Source organism: Pseudovibrio sp. W64 (genome assembly GCF_001623145.1).
GTDB lineage: Bacteria > Pseudomonadota > Alphaproteobacteria > Rhizobiales > Stappiaceae > Pseudovibrio.
Window position 1 is genome coordinate 34,898 of sequence record NZ_LMCI01000040.1, and the last position, 22,478, is coordinate 57,375.

Genomic DNA, 22,478 nt, shown 5'->3' on the forward strand with positions numbered 1-22,478 from the left:
TGTTTCTCATCCTAATGAAAATCCCGGCTCGGGAAGAGTCTCTTTGCTTGTTCTCGTGGGTGGCGAGCTCGTGTGGCGCTGTTTGGGATGAGAGGTCGACGTGGGGCGTCATCGGCTGCTGGTAATGTTTGGCCGATAACTTCGTCCAGCGGATGCCCCAGCAAGGATAAACGGTCTGAATAGTCACTGATTTCCTGCGCGATGAGATGCACGACAATCCCCTCTCGTTGCAGGTAACCTGTAACGTAGAGCAAGCGACCAGAAATGACTTCTCCTCGGAATTTTTGATAAACCTTTGGCCAAACCACTACATTACAAACCCCAGTTTCGTCTTCAAGCGTCACAAAAATAACTCCAGACGCCGTTCCGGGACGCTGACGTGTAACAACAACACCGCAAACACTTGTTCGATCCAGAGAAGCTTTCTGCAAGGCAGCATGTGTTGTAAGTCCGGGTATTTCCGGACGTAGCAGTTCCATCGGATGCGCTCGCAATGACAATCGTGTTGAAAGATAGTCTTCCACCACCTCTTCCCCCAAATGCATAACAGGCAAGTTCACATCTGGTTCAAAGATCGCCTCTCCATCAAAGGGGTCATTAAACAGAGGTAACGGCGTGGTACCTTTAATGGCCTTCACTTGCCAAAGAGCATCACGACGATTGAGCCCCATGCTAACAAAAGCATCTGCCTCTGCCAGCTTCTCAAGTGCTGCCGGGATCACATGAGCACGCTGCCAAATGCTTTGTGGATCTGGATAGCCATTGCCACGAGCGGCTACCAGCCAAAGAGCATCTTCTTCATTAAAACCCTTGATCTGACGAAAACCAAGTTGAATGGCCAGTTGCCCGTCACTACGCCGCTCCAATGTATTATCCCACTGGCTACGGTTGGCACAAATAGGCCTCACCTCCACATCATGCTCTCGAGCATCTCTTATAATCTGAGCTGGAGCATAGAATCCCATAGGTTGAGAATTAAGGAGCGCACAGGCAAAAGCAGCTGGATAATGGCATTTAAGCCAGGCAGAAACATAAGCAAGCATACCAAAAGCAGCAGCATGGCTCTCAGGAAAGCCGTAATTACCGAACCCTTCAATCTGAGAAAAACATCGCTCTGCAAACTCTAACTCATAGCCACGCTCCAACATGCCATTAACAAAACGGGTCTTGAAAGAACTGATGGTCCCCATACGCCTGAAAGTCGCAAGTGAGCGCCGCAAGCGATCTGCTTCTTCTGCAGAAAATCCTGCTGCAACTTCCGCAATCCGCATAGCTTGTTCCTGAAAGAGAGGCACTCCAAGTGTTTTCCCCAAAACGCCTTCTAATTCTGTTGAAGGAAACGAGACTTTTTCCAGGCCTTGTCGTCGCTTAATATAGGGGTGCACCATACCACCTTGGATCGGGCCGGGACGCACAATGGCAACCTCAATCACCAGATCATAAAAGGTGCGTGGCTTCATACGCGGCAAAAAATTCATCTGAGCACGACTTTCAACCTGAAAAACACCCAGTGCATCTGCAACACAAAGCATATCGTAGGTTGGCTTATCTTCCTGTGGCACACTGTCAATTGTGAGTTGGCGCCCTTCTTTTTCTTCAATCAAAGCGAAGCACTTGCGGATGCAAGTGAGCATACCAAGGCTCAACACATCGACTTTCAGGATGCATAATGCATCAATATCATCCTTATCCCATTCAATGACTGTGCGGTCTTCCATAGATGCATTCTCGATAGGGCATAACTCATCGAGCCGACCTTGGGTAATCACAAAGCCACCTACATGCTGAGACAAATGACGAGGAAAACCAATAATCTCTTTTATGAGGCGAATGGTAAGAGCAAGGCGATGATCTGACCCAGACAGGCCGAGTTCTTTTAGTCGTTCTTCGGGTACACCTTGATCAGAAGATCCCCACATCTGCCCTGCTAAGTTAGCAAGCAGATCCTGCGACAAGCCCATAACCTTCCCAACCTCGCGGATGGCAGCACGAGATCGGAAATGAATGACGGTCGCGCACAAACCTGCGCGATGGCGACCATACTTCTGGTAAATGTGCTGAATAACTTCTTCACGGCGCTCATGCTCAAAGTCTACATCAATGTCTGGTGGCTCTCCGCGATGCTCCGAGATAAAACGTTCAAACACCATAGAAATGGTTTCTGGAGCCACATCAGTAACACCAAGCGCATAGCAGATAATGGAATTGGCGGCAGACCCTCGACCTTGACATAAAATGCCTTGAGAGCGGGCAAAGGTGACAATGTCGTGCACCGTCAGAAAATAAGCAGCAAACTTAAGCTTAGAGACAAGAGCCAACTCTTTTTCAACAAGAGAACGAACACGCTCAGTCTCTCCCTTGGGATATCTGCGTTTAATGCCTTCAAGGGTAAGCCGCTCCAACCGCTGTTGAGCCGTTTCGCTCTCACTTCCTTCCTGTGGGTATTCATAGGACAGTTGGGATAAGCAAAAAGAGCAGCGATTAGCAATCTCCTGCGTTCTTTTGACCGCAGCTGGGTACGCACGAAACAGCTGAGCCATCTCCAATGGTGTCTTGAGGCGGCGTTCACTATTAGGCAGAGCACGGCGACCAATCTTGTCTATGGTCACCCCCTCACGAATACAGGTCAGAACATCAGCCAGTTGCCGGCGACGTCCATGATGCATAAGCACATCACCAACAGCTACCATTGGTGTTGCAAGACGCAGAGCCAATTTCGCGCAAGCATCAAAGTAAGCTTGATCATTCCCATCATAGTGTGGCACAGCCCCTAAAAAGACATGAGAAGGATAAGTATGCGCCGCCTGTTGAATATGCTCTCGAACTTGGAGCCTATCGATCGCCTCTTGAGGCAAAGCGATCAACATTAGACCACAAGCCCCTTCCAGAAGATCTTTTAAGAATAACTGGCATTCACCTTTTTCAGTGCGCCTTTTTCCTTTGGTAAGAAGCCGGGACAAGCGAGCATAAGCAGAGTGGTCTTGCGGTAAAGCAATCCAATCAACAGGGCTGTCCTCCAAAACCAGGCGACACCCCACCAGCAAACGCGGCAGAGACATAATAGGTTCTCGTAGGTCGTCAGCACCTTCCAGAATTTCTTGTCTATTGTTTGGATCAGTACGATGGCAGGAACGGACAGCCAGGGCCTCGTCTCTTTTGCGAGCAAGTTCCTTAAGCGCTGAATAAGCACGTACAACTCCAGCCAGAGAATTTCGATCTGTTATAGCAATCGCCGAAAGCCCCAGACTGGCAGCTCGAACCACCAGTTCCTCAGGATGGGAGGCTCCGGTAAGAAACGTGAAGTTGGAGGTAACACACAATTCAGCGTAGCTCATGCAAACTCTCCTTGCACGAACCACGCTGGATTTAGTGGCGTGAAAAACATCCAGAGGCGTCGGCCTTGTTCAGTTTCCACACGCCAATAGTCTCTTACACCGGATCGCCAATTGGGATCGTCCAGCCACCACTCTGGGCAAATACGTTCTGGTCCTGTTGCGGCGGCAACCGAAAAACGCATGCGCCGCCAGCTGAATACGTTAGGCGGCTTCTTTTCATGGCCTTCAACAAGCTCTGGAGAAAACAGTTGTAAAGGACGCAAATTCTGTTCTTTCCACTGTCCCTCAGGTTCACAATAGGCTGCAGGCGATACAATGAAACTACGCTCAGGAATATGGCTATCTGCTGGCTGAAAACGCTTAATCTTTTCCAGACCAATGCGACTCCCGAGCCGCGTAATCAGATCACTCAGCACATCATTTTTCTTTGACTGAGCATTGCCGGTTTCCAGTTGCTTTAATGGCAAAGCCTCAATAGCCAAAGCTTCCAACCGTATCTGATCGATACCAAATCCTGCATCTAACTCTCGCACACTTCTCTCAAACAGCGGCAGAATGCTCGTCCCCTCACGCATGGGCCGAGCAAGTCGCAATTCTACCTGCACGCTGGCCTGATCAACACGCTGACAGGTCATAAGCAACACCCGGGTGCCCATCTCTTGGCTTTTTAGCTTATCACAGATGCGTTGCAGCAATCGCTCAAGAGCAGCCATCACATCATCATAAAGACCGATAGGATCAGGAAAATTTAGCCGGGCAGCATAAGAGGTATCTGGCGCCATAGCATTGATTTGTTCTGGCTGATCACCAAACGCTTGGTCGATACGGCGCATCAATGGCAAACCAAAGCGTCGACCTAGCGTGGCCCGCGGTGTTACCAGAAGGTCACCGATAGTACGCAGACCAAGGCGCTGCAGTGTCGCACAGGTTGCCTCATCCAGCCTTAATGCAGCAGCAGGTAAAGGGCCTAAAGCTGCCTTGAGTTGTCCATTAGGGACAACGCCTCTACCGAAATGAGAAACAGCCCAAGCCCCACCAATTGTACCAGCCAACCCAGAGCGAACATTGAGTTGATAACTCTGGAGCCGATCATGAATATCCGCGAGAAGTTCAGCTTCACTGCTGAAGAAATGAGTTGAGCCAGTGACATCAAGCAACAAGCCATCGTTTCCATCAAAACCGACCCATGGGCAATACCGATCAGCCCATCGCGCCAACAGCTTTAAGAACCTGTCATCAGCATACCGGTCTGCTGAGCGTGTCAGCAAATCAGGGCATAACGCCTTAGCATCTGAAAGCCCCATACCTGAAGCCAGCCCCAATTGCATCGCTCTGCTGTTTAAACAGTATAATCGCTCTGTACTTTTTTCATGAGAGGTTACAGCAAAAGGCGCAGATGTGGGATGTGAGCGTAAAATACGATCACTGGCCATCCTCGGAAACCACAATGACACGATGCGCCTTGGCATCCCAATACACCTTCCAACCACTCAATGTTCCTATTTTGTTCTTAATGAGCTGCCAGTGTTGAAGAGTCAAGTTCTTATCGGATATATGGTTTCCCTTGAATATAGGAGAGCAGTGCCAACGAGTTTGTGTCGCATTGCTCCCAGCCCCTTCAGGTATAATGAGAATCCCGGTAGAGCCACCTTGCTCAGCTGCCAACTGCAAACGCCTGCCTGCAGTCAGATCGAGCTTTTGAGTGGCCACAGAAATTACTAGATCCACAGCGCCAGAACGCAAGCCATCTTCTGTACATGCGAGTAAATCATTGTGGTTCTCAACCTCAACCAAAACGAGATTCTTGGGAGACATAAAAGCTGCTAAACCTGCTGGATTGAGTTGCTCAATTTGCCAACCAGTCTGAAGCCACAACACTCTCATATCAGCTTGCCCGCAGGCCATCGCTGCAAATGCTGTCGCTCCGGCTCCACATACTTCATGAACCCGGCTGACTTGAAGCGGAAAAAAACTCTTAAACTCTGCCATCACAGCCCGATTATCTCTCAACGAAGAGAACATATCAAGAACATTATTTTCATAAATTCCCTTACTCATTCGCACATACATGAACGAACAATATGAGGCAAAACTCTCATTTCACAAACTGTTGGCTACCAGAAATTTCGCAGGCATAACACACACGCAAGCACGTCCTCTGGCATATTCTATTAGGAATAGGACAGGCTACGCAGCACTCTTCATTAATTTCACTAGCTGGACAGTCATAGCAACATATTTTCAGTGCGCCTAACGCAAACAAACGCAAAGCTGAGGTAACTTCTCTTGACACCAATCACATTGCACCAACTAAGAATATCACTTTTTGTCCACCTGTCGTTGGCTTAGTTGGGAATTCAAGCGCAGCGAATCCACACGCTTACTGCCTTCTCTTAAGGATGTACAGAGAGCTTAAGCTTTCGTCACATTACAGCATTATCAGGCAACACCGTTGAATTCCTTGAAGTCATTGTTAGGGTTTCATTCAGGCAAGCAGTGGATTGTTTATTTAAGGTTAAGACGGTGCGTTGGTGCTTGGAAGGCAGCTTGTAGTCATCCTTTAGGCTCAGCAGCAAGCTTACTCTCCATACGTAAGTACCTAAGAGATTAGTTCGAAATTCTTGTCATACCGATGATCTTTAGATCTTATTTTGGTTGCGAGGCAGTATTTGAACTTACTACCTACATATTAAAAATATCTAATGTAGTAATTATACCATATCTTGCTTTTCAATTACTTATCCCACAAGAGACTAATGCCGCTTAGCAGCTCTCACAATACGTTAATGGAGTATAAGGCCTCAAACGACGTAATGTACAGTTCAAAATGAATAGGCCGGTTGACATAGTGTTGACGCGGGACTTCAAGGTGATCAAGACACTCTATATGATATTAGCTCAGGAGGACCAAGTATCTTCTTAATCATGAGCTTTTACCAACTTTAATGCACCCCTTTGATTATCAATGAGTTTTTCATCTTTCATTGCGTTCGATTATCCGGCTTTGAAGGCTCGATCGTTAGAACTCTGGCATTAGAGCAATGCTGTTGCGCCAAGTGGTGCCCAGCCGATGCTATACACATCTGTGCCCATCTTTTCGCAGAGAAGGTTTTCAGTCTTTTAAAAGGCTTAGCTCTATCTCATCGATATGGCTTTTATTTCTTTGCGGCCTTCAATGCCCGTAGATGCAATCCAGACAGGCTCACTGACATGGAGTCTTTTCCAGACATCTACAGGGGAGGCTTTCTCTCAAGTTAGATTCACCAAGTCTTAAAATATCTTGTTCATCCACTAATTACAACATCTTCCGATCCAGCAAAAGCTGAGCTACTGCACCCAACAGCGTCGCCCTCTCGACATACTGCGCGGCCATTTACAAACACAGATCCAGCCCCCGCAAACATGGAGCGAGGATGAGACTACATCTCAACTATGCAACCGTGGTAGTTTCTGTATTTCAAGAGAAACACTCTCTTTAAAGCCCTGCAATGTTTGATGGATCAGCTTGACAGAACGGTTGCAAAATTATACTTGAATGTATTACTCATATTTAATACACACCTCCTGATTGTATTGAGAATAGTGGTCTCCATTGTTTAAACCTGCGATAATTATGCCTGCCATTGCGGCGAGTACATTCCATCAAGCGTGTCTGGTGGTCATGGTGCCGTTGCTACAAGACGCCTTTGATCTGACACTCAGTATGATTGGGGTTGTTGTAGGAACAGGCTTGATGGCAACAGCGATCAGCCTGCCAGCTTGGGGACGGGTAGAAGCATATATCGGAGCTCTCGGTGCCTTGAGGATCATATTGAGTTTCGCGGTATTAAGCGTGTCTGCAATTGCAATCAGCTTTTTGCTAGTCAGTTATGCTTTAATCTCCCCTCTTCTCGGATTAGCTGTCCTCATTACGGCACGAGTTGCTTATAGCATTACAGTTCCAGCTCTCCTTCCGCTTACTCAAGCCATACTCGCAAGAAATACGCAAAACTCTTCCAAGCTTCTGGCTCCTATAGGTCGTTTGAGTTCTATGACAGGTCTTGGACGACTTGCAGGAAATGCAGCTGTAGCTCCGCTCTTGCTTCTTGGAGGAGCCGCTCCGCTTGTTGCTCCAATTCCAGTCTATGCGGTTTGCTTATTTTTCGCATTCAAGCAGTCATCACCGGCAACGATAAAACGCCCAAAGAGCCGCGAGCAAAAAGACCGTTTCACACTTCCCAAAACTGCACTTTTGATTGGATTTGCCCTGCAATTGTGTCTTGGTGCAACATATGTGTTGCTGGGCCCGCTCATAAAAGACAGCATGCAGCTGGACTCAACTGAGGCAACCACTTTTGCAAGTTATTGTCTTACCGCTGCTGTTCTAAGCGGATTGGTTGCTCAATTGGGGCTCTTACAAATCTTTCGCAAACATACAAGCATTGTGCAAATCACCAGCGCAATGAGCTTTACGGCAGGCCTCAGTCTGCTTTGCGTAGCGCATACGCTGCCTTTTATCGCGATGAGTGCAACTATCATTGGCGCCTCAGCAGCGCTGCTCTCAGCGACTAATTCAGTATATTTGCTGAAACAATTGCCAGCTTCATTCAAAGCAAAAGGTTCGACCACTCTTTCCTGTTCTCAGTTTGCCGGATTAGCCACAGGTTCCCTTCTTGGAGGCTTTGGTGGAGAGGCGAGTCTGACCCTAACTTTTTCATTTGCCGCCCTAATCGCACTTGTTTTTTGCGTGGGTGGCTCCGGGTTCGTGATCAGCCACAAGCCAGTTGCGCGACCTTTGCGTCCCTCTGATATTTAACAGAACACAAAGGAGCCTTGAGATGTCCCAGATCGTCAAGATGCCGAAGAACACGCAATCAGTTTATGACCTGATCGGACTAGGCATAGGGCCGTTTAATCTGAGTGTTGCCGCACTGGCACAGAGCTCATCACGTATTCGTGCAGCATTTTTTGACAGCAAGTCAGAATTCAGCTGGCATCAGGGATTGATGTTTTCGCGATCTGTTTTGCAAACGTCGTTCTTGAAAGACCTTGTCACAGCAGTACAACCGACCAGTGCATACTCGTTTATGGCGTTTCTGGTTGAGAAGAAGAGGTTCTATGACTTTTTAGCTGGCCGTTTCACCGGAGTAACCCGTGTGGAGTTTAATGAATATCTTGCATGGGCTGCTGGCAAGATGAACCATCTTCATTGGAACCACACTGCCCAGGAAGTCTCGGTGAAAGACAACCGGCTCTCTGTGGCGTTTGAAAACGGACGAGTTGAGCACACTCCCAATCTTGTTGTGGGTACAGGCATGAAGCCTTTTGTACCACAATGGGCGACCTCTTACTTGGGTGAAAATTGTTTTCACGCAAGCGGTTACCTCAACAAAGCACGGCAGACAAGAAGTAAGCGTATTGCAGTAATTGGCGGCGGACAAACCGGTGCGGAAATTGTTCTGGACCTTTTGACAAATACGCAAGCAGCTCCATTGGAGGTCCAGTGGATTAGCAATTTGCCCCGGTTCTCCCCCCTCGAAGAAGGTGGGTTTGTTGATCAGGTTTTCACACCTGCTTATGTTCAGAGCTACCAGACACTGCCCAAGCAAAGCCAGCGACAAGAATTGGTAAACCAGAAGCTCGCAAGTGATGGCCTAACCCCAAGCACAGTCGATGAGCTGTACGCAGAAATCTATCGCCGCAAGCATCTTTGCGCGGATCCTTGCACCATCACCTTGCTGCCGGGACGGGACGTAAAAGCCATGGAACAGCAGGGAACCGGCTATCGGCTGACCTCAAACTCTACAATCAGCGGTCAGACGGAAACGCAGCACGTGGATCAGGTCATACTAGCGACAGGGGCAAAACCAGCGCTTCCGGAGTTTATGACGCCGCTCTTACCGCGCCTTTCATTAGATGAAAATGGCCTGCCGGAACTGGATGCATCCTACCGATTGCAATGGGACGGACCAAGAAACCTACAGATTTTTGGGTTAAATCTCGGCCTTTCCTCTCACGGCATTGTGGATCCGCAAATGAGCCTCATGACGTGGAGGAGTGCAACCATATTAAATGCTGTTGTCGGAGAGCCTCTCTTCGATCTGGAAGACGACAGTGAATTAATCGATTGGCCAAGTGTGCCACGAGCGGAAATCTTAAATCAGGTCATACCAGCCTGAACCGCTGATTAAATCATTAATTGCTCTATTCATCAGGTTCGCCATGAACAAAACCTTAGTTTACACTCAGGCAAACAATCGTCCTGTGTCTGCACCTCCGACACCTTTACAAAGGGCTGAGCATGCCACTGCAAGTGCGTTCTTAAATGCGCTCTTGCGCGAATGGTCAGGCTGGTCTTTTTTATCACACGAGCAAAAAGAGCTTTTATGTTTTTGTGAGGATACAGTTTGTCTTCCTCTGCAAAACAATGATCGCTTGTTGCTGCAAGTCCCTCACCATACGGCTGCTCGATTTGAAATACAGCTGCCCTTTTACCTCTGGAACAGAGAGGGGCATTGCAAGCCTGTTAGCCTCATGAGCGCGCTGACTGCACTTATTACAGATAGTACAATCAGCGGTGAGCACAGCGAAAAGCAGTTTATGCTTTTATCGAGGGTGTTGGATAGTCATCAGGCTCAAATGCAAGCTTATGAGCTGGACGCCAACAACTCTCCTCATGCTGCAGAGAACTGGAATTTTCAGGACGCTGAGCAAGCGCTTATTTCCGGCCATCCGACCCATCCAAACCCACGTAGCAGAGACGAGCTGACCAAAGCCGATGCCTTGTTGTTATCGCCTGAATTAAAGGGGCAATTTCCTTTATTCTGGGTCTTGGCAGATCGTTCGATCCTGGTTTCAGGTTCTGGTGTGCAAATAACTGCTTTTGACATGTGCCAGAACCTTGCCAAAAGCGATGAAACCTTGCCGGAAACACTGCGGACCAAAGTTGATAAAGGTTACGTGCCTTTTGCCTGGCACCCATGGCAGGCAGAACGTTTATTGGCTCGTCCTCAAGTTATCCGATGGATACAGCAGGGTTTTCTCAGACCCTATGGGTCAGCTGGCCAACCATTTACAGCAACCGCATCAATGCGCGGAGTACACGCTTTCAAGGCGCCGTACATGCTTAAGTTTTCACTTTCCATGCGGCTGACAAACTCAAAAAGAGTACTTGCTCGCAAGGAGGTTGAACGCGGTGTGCAGATGGCAGAGCTGCTCTCTGGTCCCTTGGGGGACAAGCTGGCAAATAATTTCCCAAATCTGACCATCCTTACTGAGCCCGGATATGTTGCTCTGCAAGATGAAGACGGCGGCGCATTGGAGGATAGTTTTGTAGTCTTGCGGGACAACCCGTTCCATGAACCGACACAAACCGGCCCTGCGATGCTCGCCAGTTTATGTGAACCTCATCTTGGTGCTCCATCCCCACTTAGTGACTTAATTTATAGGCAGGCGGCGCAAAAAACACTCTCCCCTCAGGAATTGGCAGAACGATGGCTGGATGCATTCATGGAAGTGGCTATCCTGCCTCTGCTTGATATTCGCGCCAGACATGGCCTCCTGTTCGGCTCTCATCAGCAAAATATGATGATTGCACTGAAAGATGGTATGCCCGCTCATCTTTATGTCAGGGATTGTCAGGGGACAGGTCACTTAACGACCCATCATGATGTCCTATCTGCATACGTACCTGACATTGGCAAAAATGCTGAAAATGTGGTCCCCCCGGAGATTGGTGATGAGCTTCTTTGCTATTACGTGATTGTCAATAACCTACTCCACACCGTGAGCACTCTGGTTATTGATGGCTTGATGGACGAGGCCCGCGCCTATGACACGCTCCGCAGAAGATTTAAAGCTGCAGCTCAAAGTACAACCGGCGATCCAGCCTTTTATGACTATCTGCTGACCTCTCCAACATTGGTCAGTAAGGGTAACTATCGCACTAGCCTTAGCAACGTAAACGAAGCATCGGGCGACGGAGCTGGCCAGCTCGCAACATTCTTCAAAATAGCCAACCCATTTAATAACAAGAGAAATAACGATGACATTGCATAGGATGCCTATTGGCTCATCACTTTCGATTGCCCATGAAACACATGATGGCTCCTCTGATTGCAGATTAGCTCGCGTTGTTACATCCGGAGATTGGAATGGTGGACAGCTAACTGTCTTGCGAGACACCAAAGCTTTTGCTTGTGCTCATTTGGAGAATGCGACAGAGACAAGCCTGAGTTTTTCATTCTATTTAGAAGGTTCTGAAGAAGAAAAACTTGAGGCAGTATTGCTGTGTCTGGAGGCATGCTTTTCAGCACATCCAGAGATAGAAACTTTAAAAATCAGCCTGCCTGCAGACGTTATTGATCCGCGTGACCTGCCATTTCTTGCAATAGCAAATGGGCAGTATCAAGTGTATCGCTCCGGCTTCTATCAAAACCCACAGCTCTGGCTCCTTCACAGATCCACAGGCCGTCTTCGCACCGGTTTGGTCGAAGGGCCAGATGGTCGGGATCATCCATTAAGACCGCCACATCCAATCGGGCTGTGCTACGAGCGTTATGATCCCGTTGCTGACGTTGTCGTATCATTTCGTGCTGTTGATATAGACCGTGATCTGGACAGGTTTCATCGCTGGATGAACGATGGTCGTGTCGCATATTTCTGGGAGTTGGCAAAATCTAAAGATGAGCTGAAGGCATACCTGGAAACATCACAGGCCAAACCCCACACCTATCCACTAATTGGTTGTTTTAATGGTGAGGAAGCAGGTTACTTCGAAACTTATTGGGTGCGAGAGGATCGGCTTGGCCCCTATTACGCCTCTCAAAGTTACGACAGAGGCTGGCATGGCCTGATTGGCGAACGCAGGCACCTTGGAAAAGTGAAAACCGGCGCTTGGTTGCGCGGGCTGACACACTATCTTTTCTTGGACTGCCCGCTGACTGATAACATAATGGGTGAGCCCCGGGTGGATAACGCCAAACTGCTCTCCTACGCAGATTCTCTTGCCTATGAAAAACTCATGGAATTCGATTTCCCGCATAAACGCTCGGCACTCATGTGCTGTCGGCGGGAGCGTTTTTTTGGGGAGGTTCGTTTATGACCCTCGACAAATCGCATTGCAGCACAATGGCGGCGGACACGACGTGTCCCTCGCCCTTGTGGCCAAAAGTCTGCCAGACAGCGCTCGCAAAATTACTTAGTGAACTAACTTATGAAGAAGTGTTAGACCCTGCTTGTACTGGCGGCGAAACTTTTGAGTTACGCCTTTCCTCAGGTGTACTCTACACGTTTCAGGCGCAAACCATGGTCTGGGGGAACCTCTGGGTGGATGCAGGCAGTATCACCCGGGCTCCCGCATTGACACTGCCATTGTCTCCTCTTCAATTCTCAGTGGATGCACAGGCCGAACTTGGAATGAGACCGGAAACACTGGCCACCTTTTTGCGTGAAATGTCCAACACTCTGCGCCAAGATTTATTTCTGGCTCAATCCTGCGAAGGTTATGATGCTGACGCGCTCCTCCAGATGCAACCATATGAGTTACACGCGCTGCTGGAAGGGCACCCAAAAGCCGTAGCAAACAAAGGACGCCTTGGTTGGGGAGCAGAGGATGTCGCCCGCTTTGCGCCGGAGAGTCGGCAACCGATCGAGTTGTTATGGCTTGCTGCTCGCCGTGAGAACTGCGAGATCAGCGATAGCGATATCCATGCAGAAAAAAGCTTTCTGAAAGACACTTTAGGCGCAACTGAAATGGAGCACCTAATGGACACTCTGAAAAGCAAAGGAGGTACTCTAGAAAGCTACTGTCTCGTTCCTGTACACCCCTGGCAATGGGATCACGTGCTCCAACAAACGTACATCAATGATCTACAAACAGCAGACCTGATCATGCTCGGTAGTTTTGGTGGACGTTATGTTTCTGGCCCATCTTTGCGGACACTCACCAGTCTGGATCGTCCTGAAAGCCCGGATGTAAAGGTTGCTCTGACGATCCTGAATACTTCCGCTTGGCGAGGAATTCCTGGAAAATACATCGCTCATGGATCTGACTTGTCTGAGTGGTTGGATGGCATCGTTCAAGCAGATGATCACTTGAAGAATAAGGTTATCATTCTAAAAGAACTGCGCGGTGTATGGTATCGCCATCCGTTTTACCAGCAGCTTCGCGATATTCCCTATCAGCATGATGAAACTCTGGGTGTAATCTGGCGGGAACCTGCAGACTACAAAGTGGGACCAAATCGCAAAGCTTATCTTTACGCTGCCTTGTTGCACAAAGATGGTTCTGGCATTCCCCTGGCTGCTCATCTCGCGCAAAAGGCAGATCTTGATTTAGCGGATTGGCTGCAAAAGTTGTTTGAAGTCACCGTTGTGCCGCTCTATCACATGCTCTGCGTATATGGGCTTGGTTTTATTGCTCACGGACAAAACATAACAGTTGTCCTGGAAGACAACGTACCTGTCGGTATAGCAATCAAAGATTTGCAAGGAGATGTCGATCTCGTAAATGAGGTTTACCCTGAGCAGTGCGATCTAAGTGATGAACTGCGCGCACTACTGCCAGCAAAGCCACCAGCTTACATTGTACATGACATTCAAACTGCTCACTTCGTCACGGTGCTCAGATTTCTGTCATCTTCACTGGCACAAGCCGGGCAGATGACTGAGGCATGTTTCTACCAAATTCTTACAGGTACGCTGAAGAACTATATTGCCGCCAACCCGGAATATGACGCGCGCTTTAAGACATTTGAGCTCTTTGCACCAACCATTCCCAAAGTGTGCATCAACAAGGTGCGTTTTGAAATTGGATATGGTGACAGCACTGAACGCCCCTTGCCTGCGCTTGGTATGGATTTGAGTAATCCCCTACTCTGCTAAGATGAAAAGGCAGCTCTGCAATGTGATAGAGCTGCCTCTCTGCCTAATTTCTGACAATGAAGAAGTTGGCTAGAACCCAACAAGAAGCGATCAAAGGAGAGCTGCATTCAACGAGTTTGTCGTCTCGCAGAAGCGCCCCTCTTACAAATCAGGCTTGCGTAGCCATTGCCTGCTCTTCCAGAACAGCACGAAGTTGTTGTGTTGCCTCCCACAAATCTGCGTGTGAATGATAGAGCGGTGACAGACCAAATCTCACTGCATTCGGAGAACGGAAAGAAGAGGTTATGTTCTTCTTCTTAAGCGCTTCAACGATTTTGCTCCCATCTCCCGGAATGCGAACGCATACATGTCCGCCGCGTTCATCGTAATTTTCAGGGGACGCAAGTTGGACACCAAAATCACCGCATTGTTCTTTGATTAGCGTAACCAGTGTTTCACTCAAAGAGCGATGCTTGGCCCAAACCTGATGCGGGTCAACCGAATTCCAGATCTCTGCTGCACACCAAAAAATCTCATTTGCAATCACCTGCGGAGACCCGGTCATGTGGCGCAGAACGCCTTCAGCTGGCTCAAACTGCTCAGAAAATGAAAATATATTTGCATGACCGATCCAACCAGAGATCTCCGGCCAAATCTTATTCTGATGCTTTTTGTTGATGTATAACCATGCAGGACCACCAGGACCGCCACACAAATACTTATAACCACATCCAACCGCGAAATCTGTTTGTGTGCCCTCAACATCCAGCGGAATTGCACCCGCAGAATGAGAAAGATCCCAAAGTGTTAATGCACCCACAGAACGGGCTTTGGTGTTGATTTGCTCCATATTGAAACGGCGACCAGAGCGGTAATCCACTTGAGACAGATAAACGACTGCAACATCCTCAGTGATGGCATCAAGAATGTCTAAATCTGGGTCCGCATAGGCCACTTTCAGCTGATCGCTGTGTGCGTTCTCCAGGCCTTGCGCTACGTGAAGGTTGGTGGGGAATGTGGTCGTCTCGCTCAAAATCACCTGGCGATCCGGGTTAAGCTTCAGTGCATCCGTCAGCAACTTAAACAGGTTTAGCGTGGTATTGTCATAGGCAAGCGTGTCTTCTGGAGCAGCGCCAATTAAACGACTTATCGCAGCACCAATTTGCATAGGCCGGGCCATCCAACTGGCCGCTGCCCAACTTGCACTGCGTTCATCCGCCCATTCACTTTGAAACACATGTGCAAGATGCGCCGGAACTGACTTTGGCATAGATCCTAGAGAGTTCGCGTCTAAATGTATGACGCCAGGCCGTTCTTCAAACAACTCCTTGCAGTGTTTGAGCGGATCGTTATCGTCAAGCGCTATAATATCTTGATAATTCACTGGATTTCCAATCTTCATAATAAGATGTATGGAGGCAGCGAAGCCGTTTAAGGGGTAACGTCGTGAAGCTTGGTCTCAAAGCCTCCCGGCAACGAGACTTCCAAAATCTCGAGATCATCAGAACCATTCAGCAGAGATGTTTTCATCGTTGGCGGTATGACAAACGCATCTCCAGCTTTCAATTGATGGGCTTTGCCCTCTTCATTGACCAGGGTAACGCTGCCTTCCATGACAAAAGAGAACAAGATATCCGAGGTGTGACTGGTAACAGCCCCAGATGGCCCCGTCGTTGCACGGGCGACTTGCACATTGGCAACCTGTTTTGTTGCTAAACCAATGCCTGTATCTCTGCATTCAAAGCCATCAAGGCGATGGGGCTGCCATATGGCGCTATCCAATTGATGATGAACAAATTTTTGCCCCTGAAACTCGCGTTCTGGGTTCACAGTTCCATTCGGCAAGTCCATCTCGTGATCAATGCTGGTGATATGTTCTGCGGGAACGCCAATTTCGATCACCTCAAGCTCACCAGAGGATTCCAGTACACGATGCCGAATCTCTGGAGGTTGGATAACACAGTCGCCAGCTTTGAGGATAAAAGGCTCACCTTGATCTTCATAAACAAGCCGGACCCAGCCGCGATAGCAAAAAATCAACTGAAACCCAACGGTATGATAATGCACCATATCCGGAACAGGGCCTGCATCTGGAATGCGGATGTGAGAGGCAATAATACTGCCACCCAGACGATCCGGGATCAGGTCACGATACTGCATACCAGCGCGGCCAATCACCCACGGATCATTGTCAATCATATGCCTGACAATGAAAGAGTGCTGGGTTTTGGGCATTTCCAGCGCAGGAGAGGCATCAACAATCTCAATCTTAGTGCCATTTGGCGCGATCAGTTCGGTTTGCCCTTCAGCAAAATCAGCAGGCTCTTTGCATAGCAAACGCAGTGTTCCTGGTTGCTCTGATGCACCTTTTTCCAGGCGCACCCGAAGACCGTGACCGGACATCACCGCAATAGCAGGATTATCAGCTGGGAAAATCATATCCAGCTTCATACCGAGGATCTTGCTGAAAAACGGCAAATCCTCCTTTAGATCGTTGGTTGGCAACCGAATTTCAGCAGATGCAATATGATCTGTCTTGGTTTCTAACTGTGCCACTTGACGTCCCTCCCAGAATTTCAAATGTGATAAATAAAATTGAACGCGTGGTGCTTATTCACCCTCACTTTTGATGTGCGTGGCATCAATCGTCGCGATTACCAAAATACGCGCCGGAGTATCACCAGCACAAACGTAAGCATGCTTCATTGAGCTATCGAAATAGATGGAGTCTTCTGCCTCCAGGAGCAGAGGGGCATAGTGTTCTGAATGCAAATGCAAGTTTCCCTCCAGCACAATCAAAAACTCTTCACCCGGATGAGCATGCAATCCGCCAACCTCTTCCAGAGTTCGCCCTGCTACAATATCAATGGCTGGGTTCATCATTTTGTTGGTGATGTCGTTACTCAACACCTGCGCACTATAGCGTTCTGTTTCCAGAAAAACGCCCTGCCCTTTGCGGGTGATGCTGCGAATGCCACTGCGAGCCGGACTTGCCGGGTTTTCAAAAAATGCAGACATATCTACATTGAGAGCTTGCGACAAAACATAAAGATTGGCAGCACTCATCAGCGTTTGATCATTCTCCACTCGGGACAATGTCGCCTCTGAAATTCCAGTCTGTATGGAGAGCTCACTGAGTGATAACTGCAATGCTTTGCGGAAGGTTTTCACGCGCTCGCCAATGTGCAGTTTCTCTTGCCTCTTCGCGTTCGTAGGCTTTCCAGAGATCGCTGCCGTATTATTTGTTTCACGTCGCAAAATAGATAACGCCTCGCTCATTTAGATTACTTGTTTGTTCGTGCATATAAGTGTTGTGCCACACAATAGAATGACTAATTTCATTAGCGCAAGAGAATTTCATAATTGAAATATGAAATAGCATTTGGCTCAGATGCCAGAACAAGTGAGTGACTTCTGATGATATCTCCCTACCATCAAAACAGGAAAACAGCTGTCTGTGAGGACACTTGCACTTCTGGAGAGGTGATTGACAGCATCTTGCGCATATGCAAGTGTTTTTACTTATTACGCCGTTTGTAGCAGTAAGAATCTCCGATATTGGAGGAGATAGCTGAAATCAATGAGGCCAAAGCCTTCCGACGGTGCAATGCAATGGGAGGGATTTATGAATAAGACTCTTTTGATGCTGACGACAGCAGCATGCATAACATTTGCAGGTTCGGCTTGGGCCGAAGATATTAAAGTTGGGGCATTGATGGGCGTGACGGGGCCTCTCGCCAACTTTATTCCACCAATCCTCAACGGGGCAAAACTGGCAGAGGCAGACGTGAACAAAGGCGGCGGTTTGTTGGACGGGCAAACCATGAAGCTTGTTGTTGCGGACAGTCAAGCATCTGCACAGCCATCGGTTGATGCTGCAGGTAAACTGGTAAACATTGAGAACGTTGTTGCGATCATGGGAGCACTGTCTTCTGGCGCAACCATTGCTGCGGCAAATGCGGTTGCTATTCCAAATGGCGTGCTTCAGGTTTCCCCAACAGCGACTGCACCAAGTATGACCAATTTGGAAGACAACGACTATGTCTACCGCATTGTTCCAAGCGACAACTATCAGGGCAAAGTGCTCGCACGCGCCGTTTTGGAGGAAGGCTTTAAAAAGGTTGCAATTACATATGTTAACAATGACTACGGTGTGGGCATAGGTAATACCTTTAAGGTTCAATACGAGAAGTTGGGTGGGGTCGTCACCAAATTCTCCAAGCATGAAGACAAGAAAAACTCATACCGTGGTGAGTTGGCGACCCTGGCATCCAGCGGTGCTGATGCACTTGTCGTTATCGCTTATGCAGCGGGCAGTGGCGCGAAGATCGTCAAACAATCATTGGAAAATGGCTTCTTCGAGAAGTTCATTGGTACAGACGGTCTGAGGGATGACATCTTAATTCAGCAAATTGGCGCAGAAGCTCTTGCCAGCACCTTCTTTACCTCACCCAGTTCCCCGAGCTCAAATGCAGCTACAGAAGCGTTCCATGCCCGGTTTGACGAGACATTTGGCGGCGGATCTGACAAGCCATTTGTAGATCAGGCCTATGACGCTACCATGTTGATTGCGTTGGCAATTCAACAAGCGGGTTCAACCGATCGTGCCGCTGTAAAAAATGCGCTTCGTTCAGTTGCGAATGCACCAGGTGAGATTGTTGGCCCGGGAGAATGGGCGAAAGCACGTGAGTTGATCTCTGCGGGCAAAGACATCAATTACGAGGGCGTTTCTGGTGCCCACGAGTTTGATGAGAATGGAGATGTCGCAGGTTATATCGGCAAGTATATTGTCGAGGGCGACAGCTACAAGCAAACCAAAATCTTCAATTAATTCAGCCGTCTACCACAAGAGGTTGAATTTTACCGAGTAATGACCGGGCTCTTCTGGGCCTGGTCATGTTGGACCGTGTCATGACGGTGCAGTCAATGAGATTTTGGGAATACAAATGATCCAGCTTGAGAATGTATCAAAACGATTTGGTGGATTAACTGCCGTTCACAACTGCTCATTTTCAATTCCAACTGGCCAAATTACGGGAGTCATCGGGCCAAATGGAGCGGGTAAGACTACTGTTTTCAATATGATAGCCGGGCTACTGCAACCAAGCAGCGGACAAATTTTTCTTGATGGAGAAGACATTACTGCATTGCCAGCGCATAAGCGTCAGAGCAAAGGGCTTTATCGGACTTTCCAATTGGCGCACGAATTCTCACGCATGACTGTGGTTGAGAATCTGATGGTCGCAGCGGATGGCTCTATCGGAGAAAATGTACTCAATGCAATCTTCCGCCCCTCCGTCTTTCACAAGCAAGAGCATGCGGCCTACGATAAAGCTATGGAAACACTGCGCTTTCTGGAGATTGAGAAACTGCAGGACGAACTGGCAGGAAACCTTTCCGGCGGGCAAAAGAAGCTGCTGGAACTTGGCAGAACCTTGATGCAGACACCAAAGGTCATTTTGCTGGATGAGATCGGTGCCGGCGTCAACCGCAGCCTGCTCAGTAAGATCGCTGTGAAGATCCAACAGCTGAATGACGACTTCGGTTACACTTTCTGCCTGATCGAACATGACCTGGACTACGTCTCGCGGCTTTGCGACGAGGTTGTCGTACTAGCGCAAGCCACTGTTTTAACAACAGGAACCATCGAAGAAATCAAACGTGACGAACGCGTGGTGGAAGCTTACTTCGGTGGTGGCAAGTATGAGGATGTCCATGCCTGACCCAATTTTGAACATCCAAAACCTGACTACAGGCTATGGCGCAACGCCTATTATTCATTGCGTTGATCTGTGCGTTGATTTGAAAGGAATAGTGGTAATTGTGGGACCAAATGGGGCTGGCAAGTCCACTTTGCTGAAATCAATCTTTGCGCTCAATAAATACTTTTCTGGCTCCGTGGAGTTCATGGGGCGTTCGATTGTCGGTGTCAAAACGGCAGACCTCGTCCCTATGGGCATTTCTGCTGTTCCACAGACCAGCAATGTCTTCGCAAACCTGACAGTGCGTGAAAACTTGCAGGTTGGAACTTATGCAGCACCACCGAAAAATCCAGCTTCAACATTAGATATGATCCTGACGCTGTTTCCTGACCTTCGTGAAAAGCTAAACCAGCCAGCGGGGCAGCTTTCCGGAGGTCAACGGCAAATGGTTGCCATCGGAAGAGCAATGATGAGTGATCCAAAGCTGCTGCTGTTGGACGAGCCGACAGCCGGTTTGTCGCCTGCATATCTGGAACGGATCTTTGATATGATCCTGAAGATCAGGGAGACCGGTATCTCCGTGTTGTTGGTAGAGCAAAACGCCAAACAGGCGTTGCGCATTGCGGACATTGGATATGTGCTGGTGAACGGCAAAAACGGATATACGGATACGGGCAAAAACCTTCTGGCTAATGATGAGGTTCGGCATGCATTTCTCGGCGGAGGGCTGCCAGCATGATTGATTTCATCAACTATTACCTCATACCGGGCATAACTCTTGGCAGCATTTATGCATTGGGCGCTGTCGGGATCTCAATGATTTTTGGCATTCTGCGCTTTGCACACTTTGCTCATGGCGACTTGATGACAACTGGCGCTTACATCGCACTAACTGCTGTTTGGACACTTGGTGTTCCAGCACTTGCAGCTATTCCGATTGCCGTTGTCGGGACGGCTCTGGTGGCAGTGTTCTTGGATAAAGCCTTTTATAAACCACTGAGAGATCTACCGAGCATCTACACTGTCATCGCATCCTTTGGGGTTGCTCTTATTTTACGTTCAGCCATCCAGTTATTGTGGGGCACGGACTCTCAAGTCTATGTGGTCGGCTTTCAAAAACCGCTGATCTTTTTTGATAGTTTCCGCATCGCTCTTCGGCATATGCAAATCATCGCGTTTACAGTTGTTATTGCCATCACGCTGCATTTCTTCCTCTCGTATTCTAAAACGGGAAAGTCCATGCGAGCGGTTGCAGATGACCCAGAACTGGCAAGGATTGCCGGACTGGATACGGAAAAAATCATCCGATGGACTTGGCTGATTGGAGGTGGCCTTGCTGCCATTGGTGGTGTGTTTGTGGGGTTGGATACGGACATCCATACAAACCTGGGTTGGAACTTGCTGTTACCTATGTTTGCGGCAGCTTTGTTGGGCGGAATTGGCCGCCCCTTAGGAGCTATGCTGGGAGGCTTGATAATCGGCGTTGCAGAAGAGATTTGTACGTTCCCGATCATGGAAATAGAGATCATCTCGCCCAGCTATAAGAGCGCAATTGCCTTTATCATCATGTTGGTGCTGTTGTTGTTCCGTCCGCAAGGCCTACTAAAAGGAAGGGTACTTTGATGGAACTCACAGGGCTGTTCTTCTATTTCGTTTCCTTCCTCACCATGGCTGGCATTTATGCTGTAATTTGCCTGGCACTTAACATCCAATGGGGGTTTGGCGGCCTGTTTAATGCCGGGATTGCTGGCTTTTACGCTATCGGTGCATACTCAGCGGCTATTATCACTTCCACAGCGGCATCAAACAGTGTTGGAGGGTTACAGCAACCCATTTTTGTAGGCATGGCCGTTGCAGCTGTCATTGCAGGTCTTGTCGGCTGGGGCATTGCGCGCTTATGCGTTTCTCTCAAAAGCGATTACCTCGCCATGGCAACAATTGGAATTGCAGAGATCATCCGACTTGTCATCGTAAATGAGGAGTGGTTGACCAACGGGAGTTTGGGAGTTTCCAACATCCCGCGTCCCTTTGAAGGGGTGTTCAAAGGGCAAACAGCCGAAATTGTCTTCGTTCTTTTCGTTTGGATAATCGTATTGCTGACTTATTTCATTTCTCAGCGCCTCCACAAAAGTCCGTGGGGCCGGGTTTTACGAGCGATCCGCGACAATGAAGACGCAGCTGAATCCATCGGCAAGGACACTCACTCTTTCCGCACGCAAACGTTTGTGATTGGTGCCATATTTATGGCGTTGGCTGGCGCGTTGAGTGCGCACTATTTCAAGTACTTCAGCCCAGACGCAACTGAGCCAATCCTGATAACATTTCTTGCCTGGGTGATGTTGATAGCAGGAGGAAGTGGAAACAACAAAGGGGCTATCGCGGGAGCGCTGATCGTTTGGGCGATCTGGTCAATGACAGAGATCCTAACAGGCTTCCTCCCCTCCGAGTGGGCAACCCGATCCTCCTACATGCGCATGCTGCTTATTGGCCTATTCCTGCAGTTCGTTCTGCAACGATATCGCTCTGGCTTGCTACCAGAAAGAGCGCCAAAACTGGACAAGTTGAGACGCTCTTAGCTTGCTGGAGGCAGAAGGCATCA

The 22,478-nt window shown here is 48.6% G+C and carries 16 protein-coding genes; 10 read left to right on the forward strand and 6 right to left on the reverse strand.

Translation table 11 applies throughout. From position 1 onward, the window contains the following. Nucleotides 1-11: 11 nt before the first annotated feature. From PsW64_RS23060 to PsW64_RS23070, 3 genes are read right to left on the reverse strand one after another with little or no spacing between them, the layout of a single operon-like run. Nucleotides 12-3,335: an error-prone DNA polymerase gene (locus tag PsW64_RS23060; RefSeq protein WP_082831193.1), complete on the reverse strand. Its 3,324-nt coding sequence runs from the start codon at nt 3,333-3,335 to the stop codon at nt 12-14. Further along, nucleotides 3,332-4,804, reverse strand: a complete 1,473-nt coding sequence (locus PsW64_RS23065; protein ID WP_082831194.1) for a Y-family DNA polymerase — start codon at nt 4,802-4,804, stop codon at nt 3,332-3,334. The genes PsW64_RS23060 and PsW64_RS23065 overlap by 4 nt, the downstream gene beginning before the upstream one ends. Beyond that, nucleotides 4,758-5,393 (reverse strand): ImuA family protein, encoded by a 636-nt coding sequence (locus PsW64_RS23070; RefSeq protein ID WP_208980979.1) that lies wholly within the window; start codon nt 5,391-5,393, stop codon nt 4,758-4,760. The genes PsW64_RS23065 and PsW64_RS23070 overlap by 47 nt, the downstream gene beginning before the upstream one ends. A gap of 1,555 nt (nt 5,394-6,948) precedes the next feature. Between PsW64_RS23070 and PsW64_RS23075 the strand changes: the two genes are divergently transcribed. The 5 genes from PsW64_RS23075 to PsW64_RS23095 all read left to right on the forward strand — a co-directional run bounded on the left by PsW64_RS23075 (nt 6,949) and on the right by PsW64_RS23095 (nt 14,198). Continuing rightward, nucleotides 6,949-8,130: an MFS transporter gene (locus tag PsW64_RS23075; RefSeq protein WP_063305130.1), complete on the forward strand. Its 1,182-nt coding sequence runs from the start codon at nt 6,949-6,951 to the stop codon at nt 8,128-8,130. Between the two features lie 22 nt (nt 8,131-8,152). Further along, on the forward strand, nt 8,153-9,493 hold the full coding sequence (locus PsW64_RS23080; protein WP_063305131.1) for a lysine N(6)-hydroxylase/L-ornithine N(5)-oxygenase family protein: 1,341 nt from the start codon (nt 8,153-8,155) through the stop codon (nt 9,491-9,493). 154 nt (nt 9,494-9,647) lie between these two features. Continuing rightward, a complete protein-coding gene (locus tag PsW64_RS23085) occupies nt 9,648-11,372 on the forward strand; it encodes an IucA/IucC family protein (RefSeq protein ID WP_193757851.1) in 1,725 nt (574 codons plus the stop codon). Continuing rightward, nucleotides 11,359-12,417 carry a GNAT family N-acetyltransferase gene (locus tag PsW64_RS23090; protein ID WP_082831195.1) on the forward strand — a complete coding sequence of 353 codons (1,059 nt, stop codon included), beginning with the start codon at nt 11,359-11,361 and terminating at the stop codon, nt 12,415-12,417. The genes PsW64_RS23085 and PsW64_RS23090 overlap by 14 nt, the downstream gene beginning before the upstream one ends. Continuing rightward, nucleotides 12,414-14,198 carry an IucA/IucC family protein gene (locus tag PsW64_RS23095; RefSeq protein ID WP_082831196.1) on the forward strand — a complete coding sequence of 595 codons (1,785 nt, stop codon included), beginning with the start codon at nt 12,414-12,416 and terminating at the stop codon, nt 14,196-14,198. Before PsW64_RS23090 ends, PsW64_RS23095 begins: the two co-directional genes overlap by 4 nt. A 148-nt stretch (nt 14,199-14,346) precedes the next feature. Here PsW64_RS23095 and PsW64_RS23100 read toward each other — a convergent pair whose 3' ends face one another. From PsW64_RS23100 to PsW64_RS23110, 3 genes are read right to left on the reverse strand one after another with little or no spacing between them, the layout of a single operon-like run. Beyond that, a complete protein-coding gene (locus PsW64_RS23100; protein ID WP_193757852.1) occupies nt 14,347-15,561 on the reverse strand; it encodes an aminotransferase class V-fold PLP-dependent enzyme in 1,215 nt (404 codons plus the stop codon). 47 nt (nt 15,562-15,608) lie between these two features. Next, nucleotides 15,609-16,733 (reverse strand): cupin domain-containing protein, encoded by a 1,125-nt coding sequence (locus PsW64_RS23105; protein ID WP_063305135.1) that lies wholly within the window; start codon nt 16,731-16,733, stop codon nt 15,609-15,611. A 54-nt stretch (nt 16,734-16,787) separates the two neighbouring features. Continuing rightward, entirely contained in the window at nt 16,788-17,456 is a 669-nt protein-coding gene (locus tag PsW64_RS23110) for a helix-turn-helix domain-containing protein (protein ID WP_063305136.1), read from the reverse strand. A 346-nt stretch (nt 17,457-17,802) separates the two neighbouring features. Between PsW64_RS23110 and PsW64_RS23115 the strand changes: the two genes are divergently transcribed. From PsW64_RS23115 to PsW64_RS23135, 5 genes are all read left to right on the forward strand, one after another. Further along, on the forward strand, nt 17,803-19,008 hold the full coding sequence (locus PsW64_RS23115) for an ABC transporter substrate-binding protein (protein WP_063305137.1): 1,206 nt from the start codon (nt 17,803-17,805) through the stop codon (nt 19,006-19,008). Between the two features lie 115 nt (nt 19,009-19,123). Beyond that, entirely contained in the window at nt 19,124-19,900 is a 777-nt protein-coding gene (locus PsW64_RS23120) for an ABC transporter ATP-binding protein (RefSeq protein ID WP_063293621.1), read from the forward strand. Further along, nucleotides 19,893-20,618: an ABC transporter ATP-binding protein gene (locus PsW64_RS23125; protein WP_063293620.1), complete on the forward strand. Its 726-nt coding sequence runs from the start codon at nt 19,893-19,895 to the stop codon at nt 20,616-20,618. The genes PsW64_RS23120 and PsW64_RS23125 overlap by 8 nt, the downstream gene beginning before the upstream one ends. Further along, nucleotides 20,615-21,502: a branched-chain amino acid ABC transporter permease gene (locus tag PsW64_RS23130; RefSeq protein WP_063288917.1), complete on the forward strand. Its 888-nt coding sequence runs from the start codon at nt 20,615-20,617 to the stop codon at nt 21,500-21,502. The genes PsW64_RS23125 and PsW64_RS23130 overlap by 4 nt, the downstream gene beginning before the upstream one ends. After that, nucleotides 21,502-22,455, forward strand: coding sequence for a branched-chain amino acid ABC transporter permease (locus PsW64_RS23135; RefSeq protein WP_063305138.1), 954 nt, complete (start codon nt 21,502-21,504; stop codon nt 22,453-22,455). Before PsW64_RS23130 ends, PsW64_RS23135 begins: the two co-directional genes overlap by 1 nt. Nucleotides 22,456-22,478 lie beyond the last annotated feature (23 nt).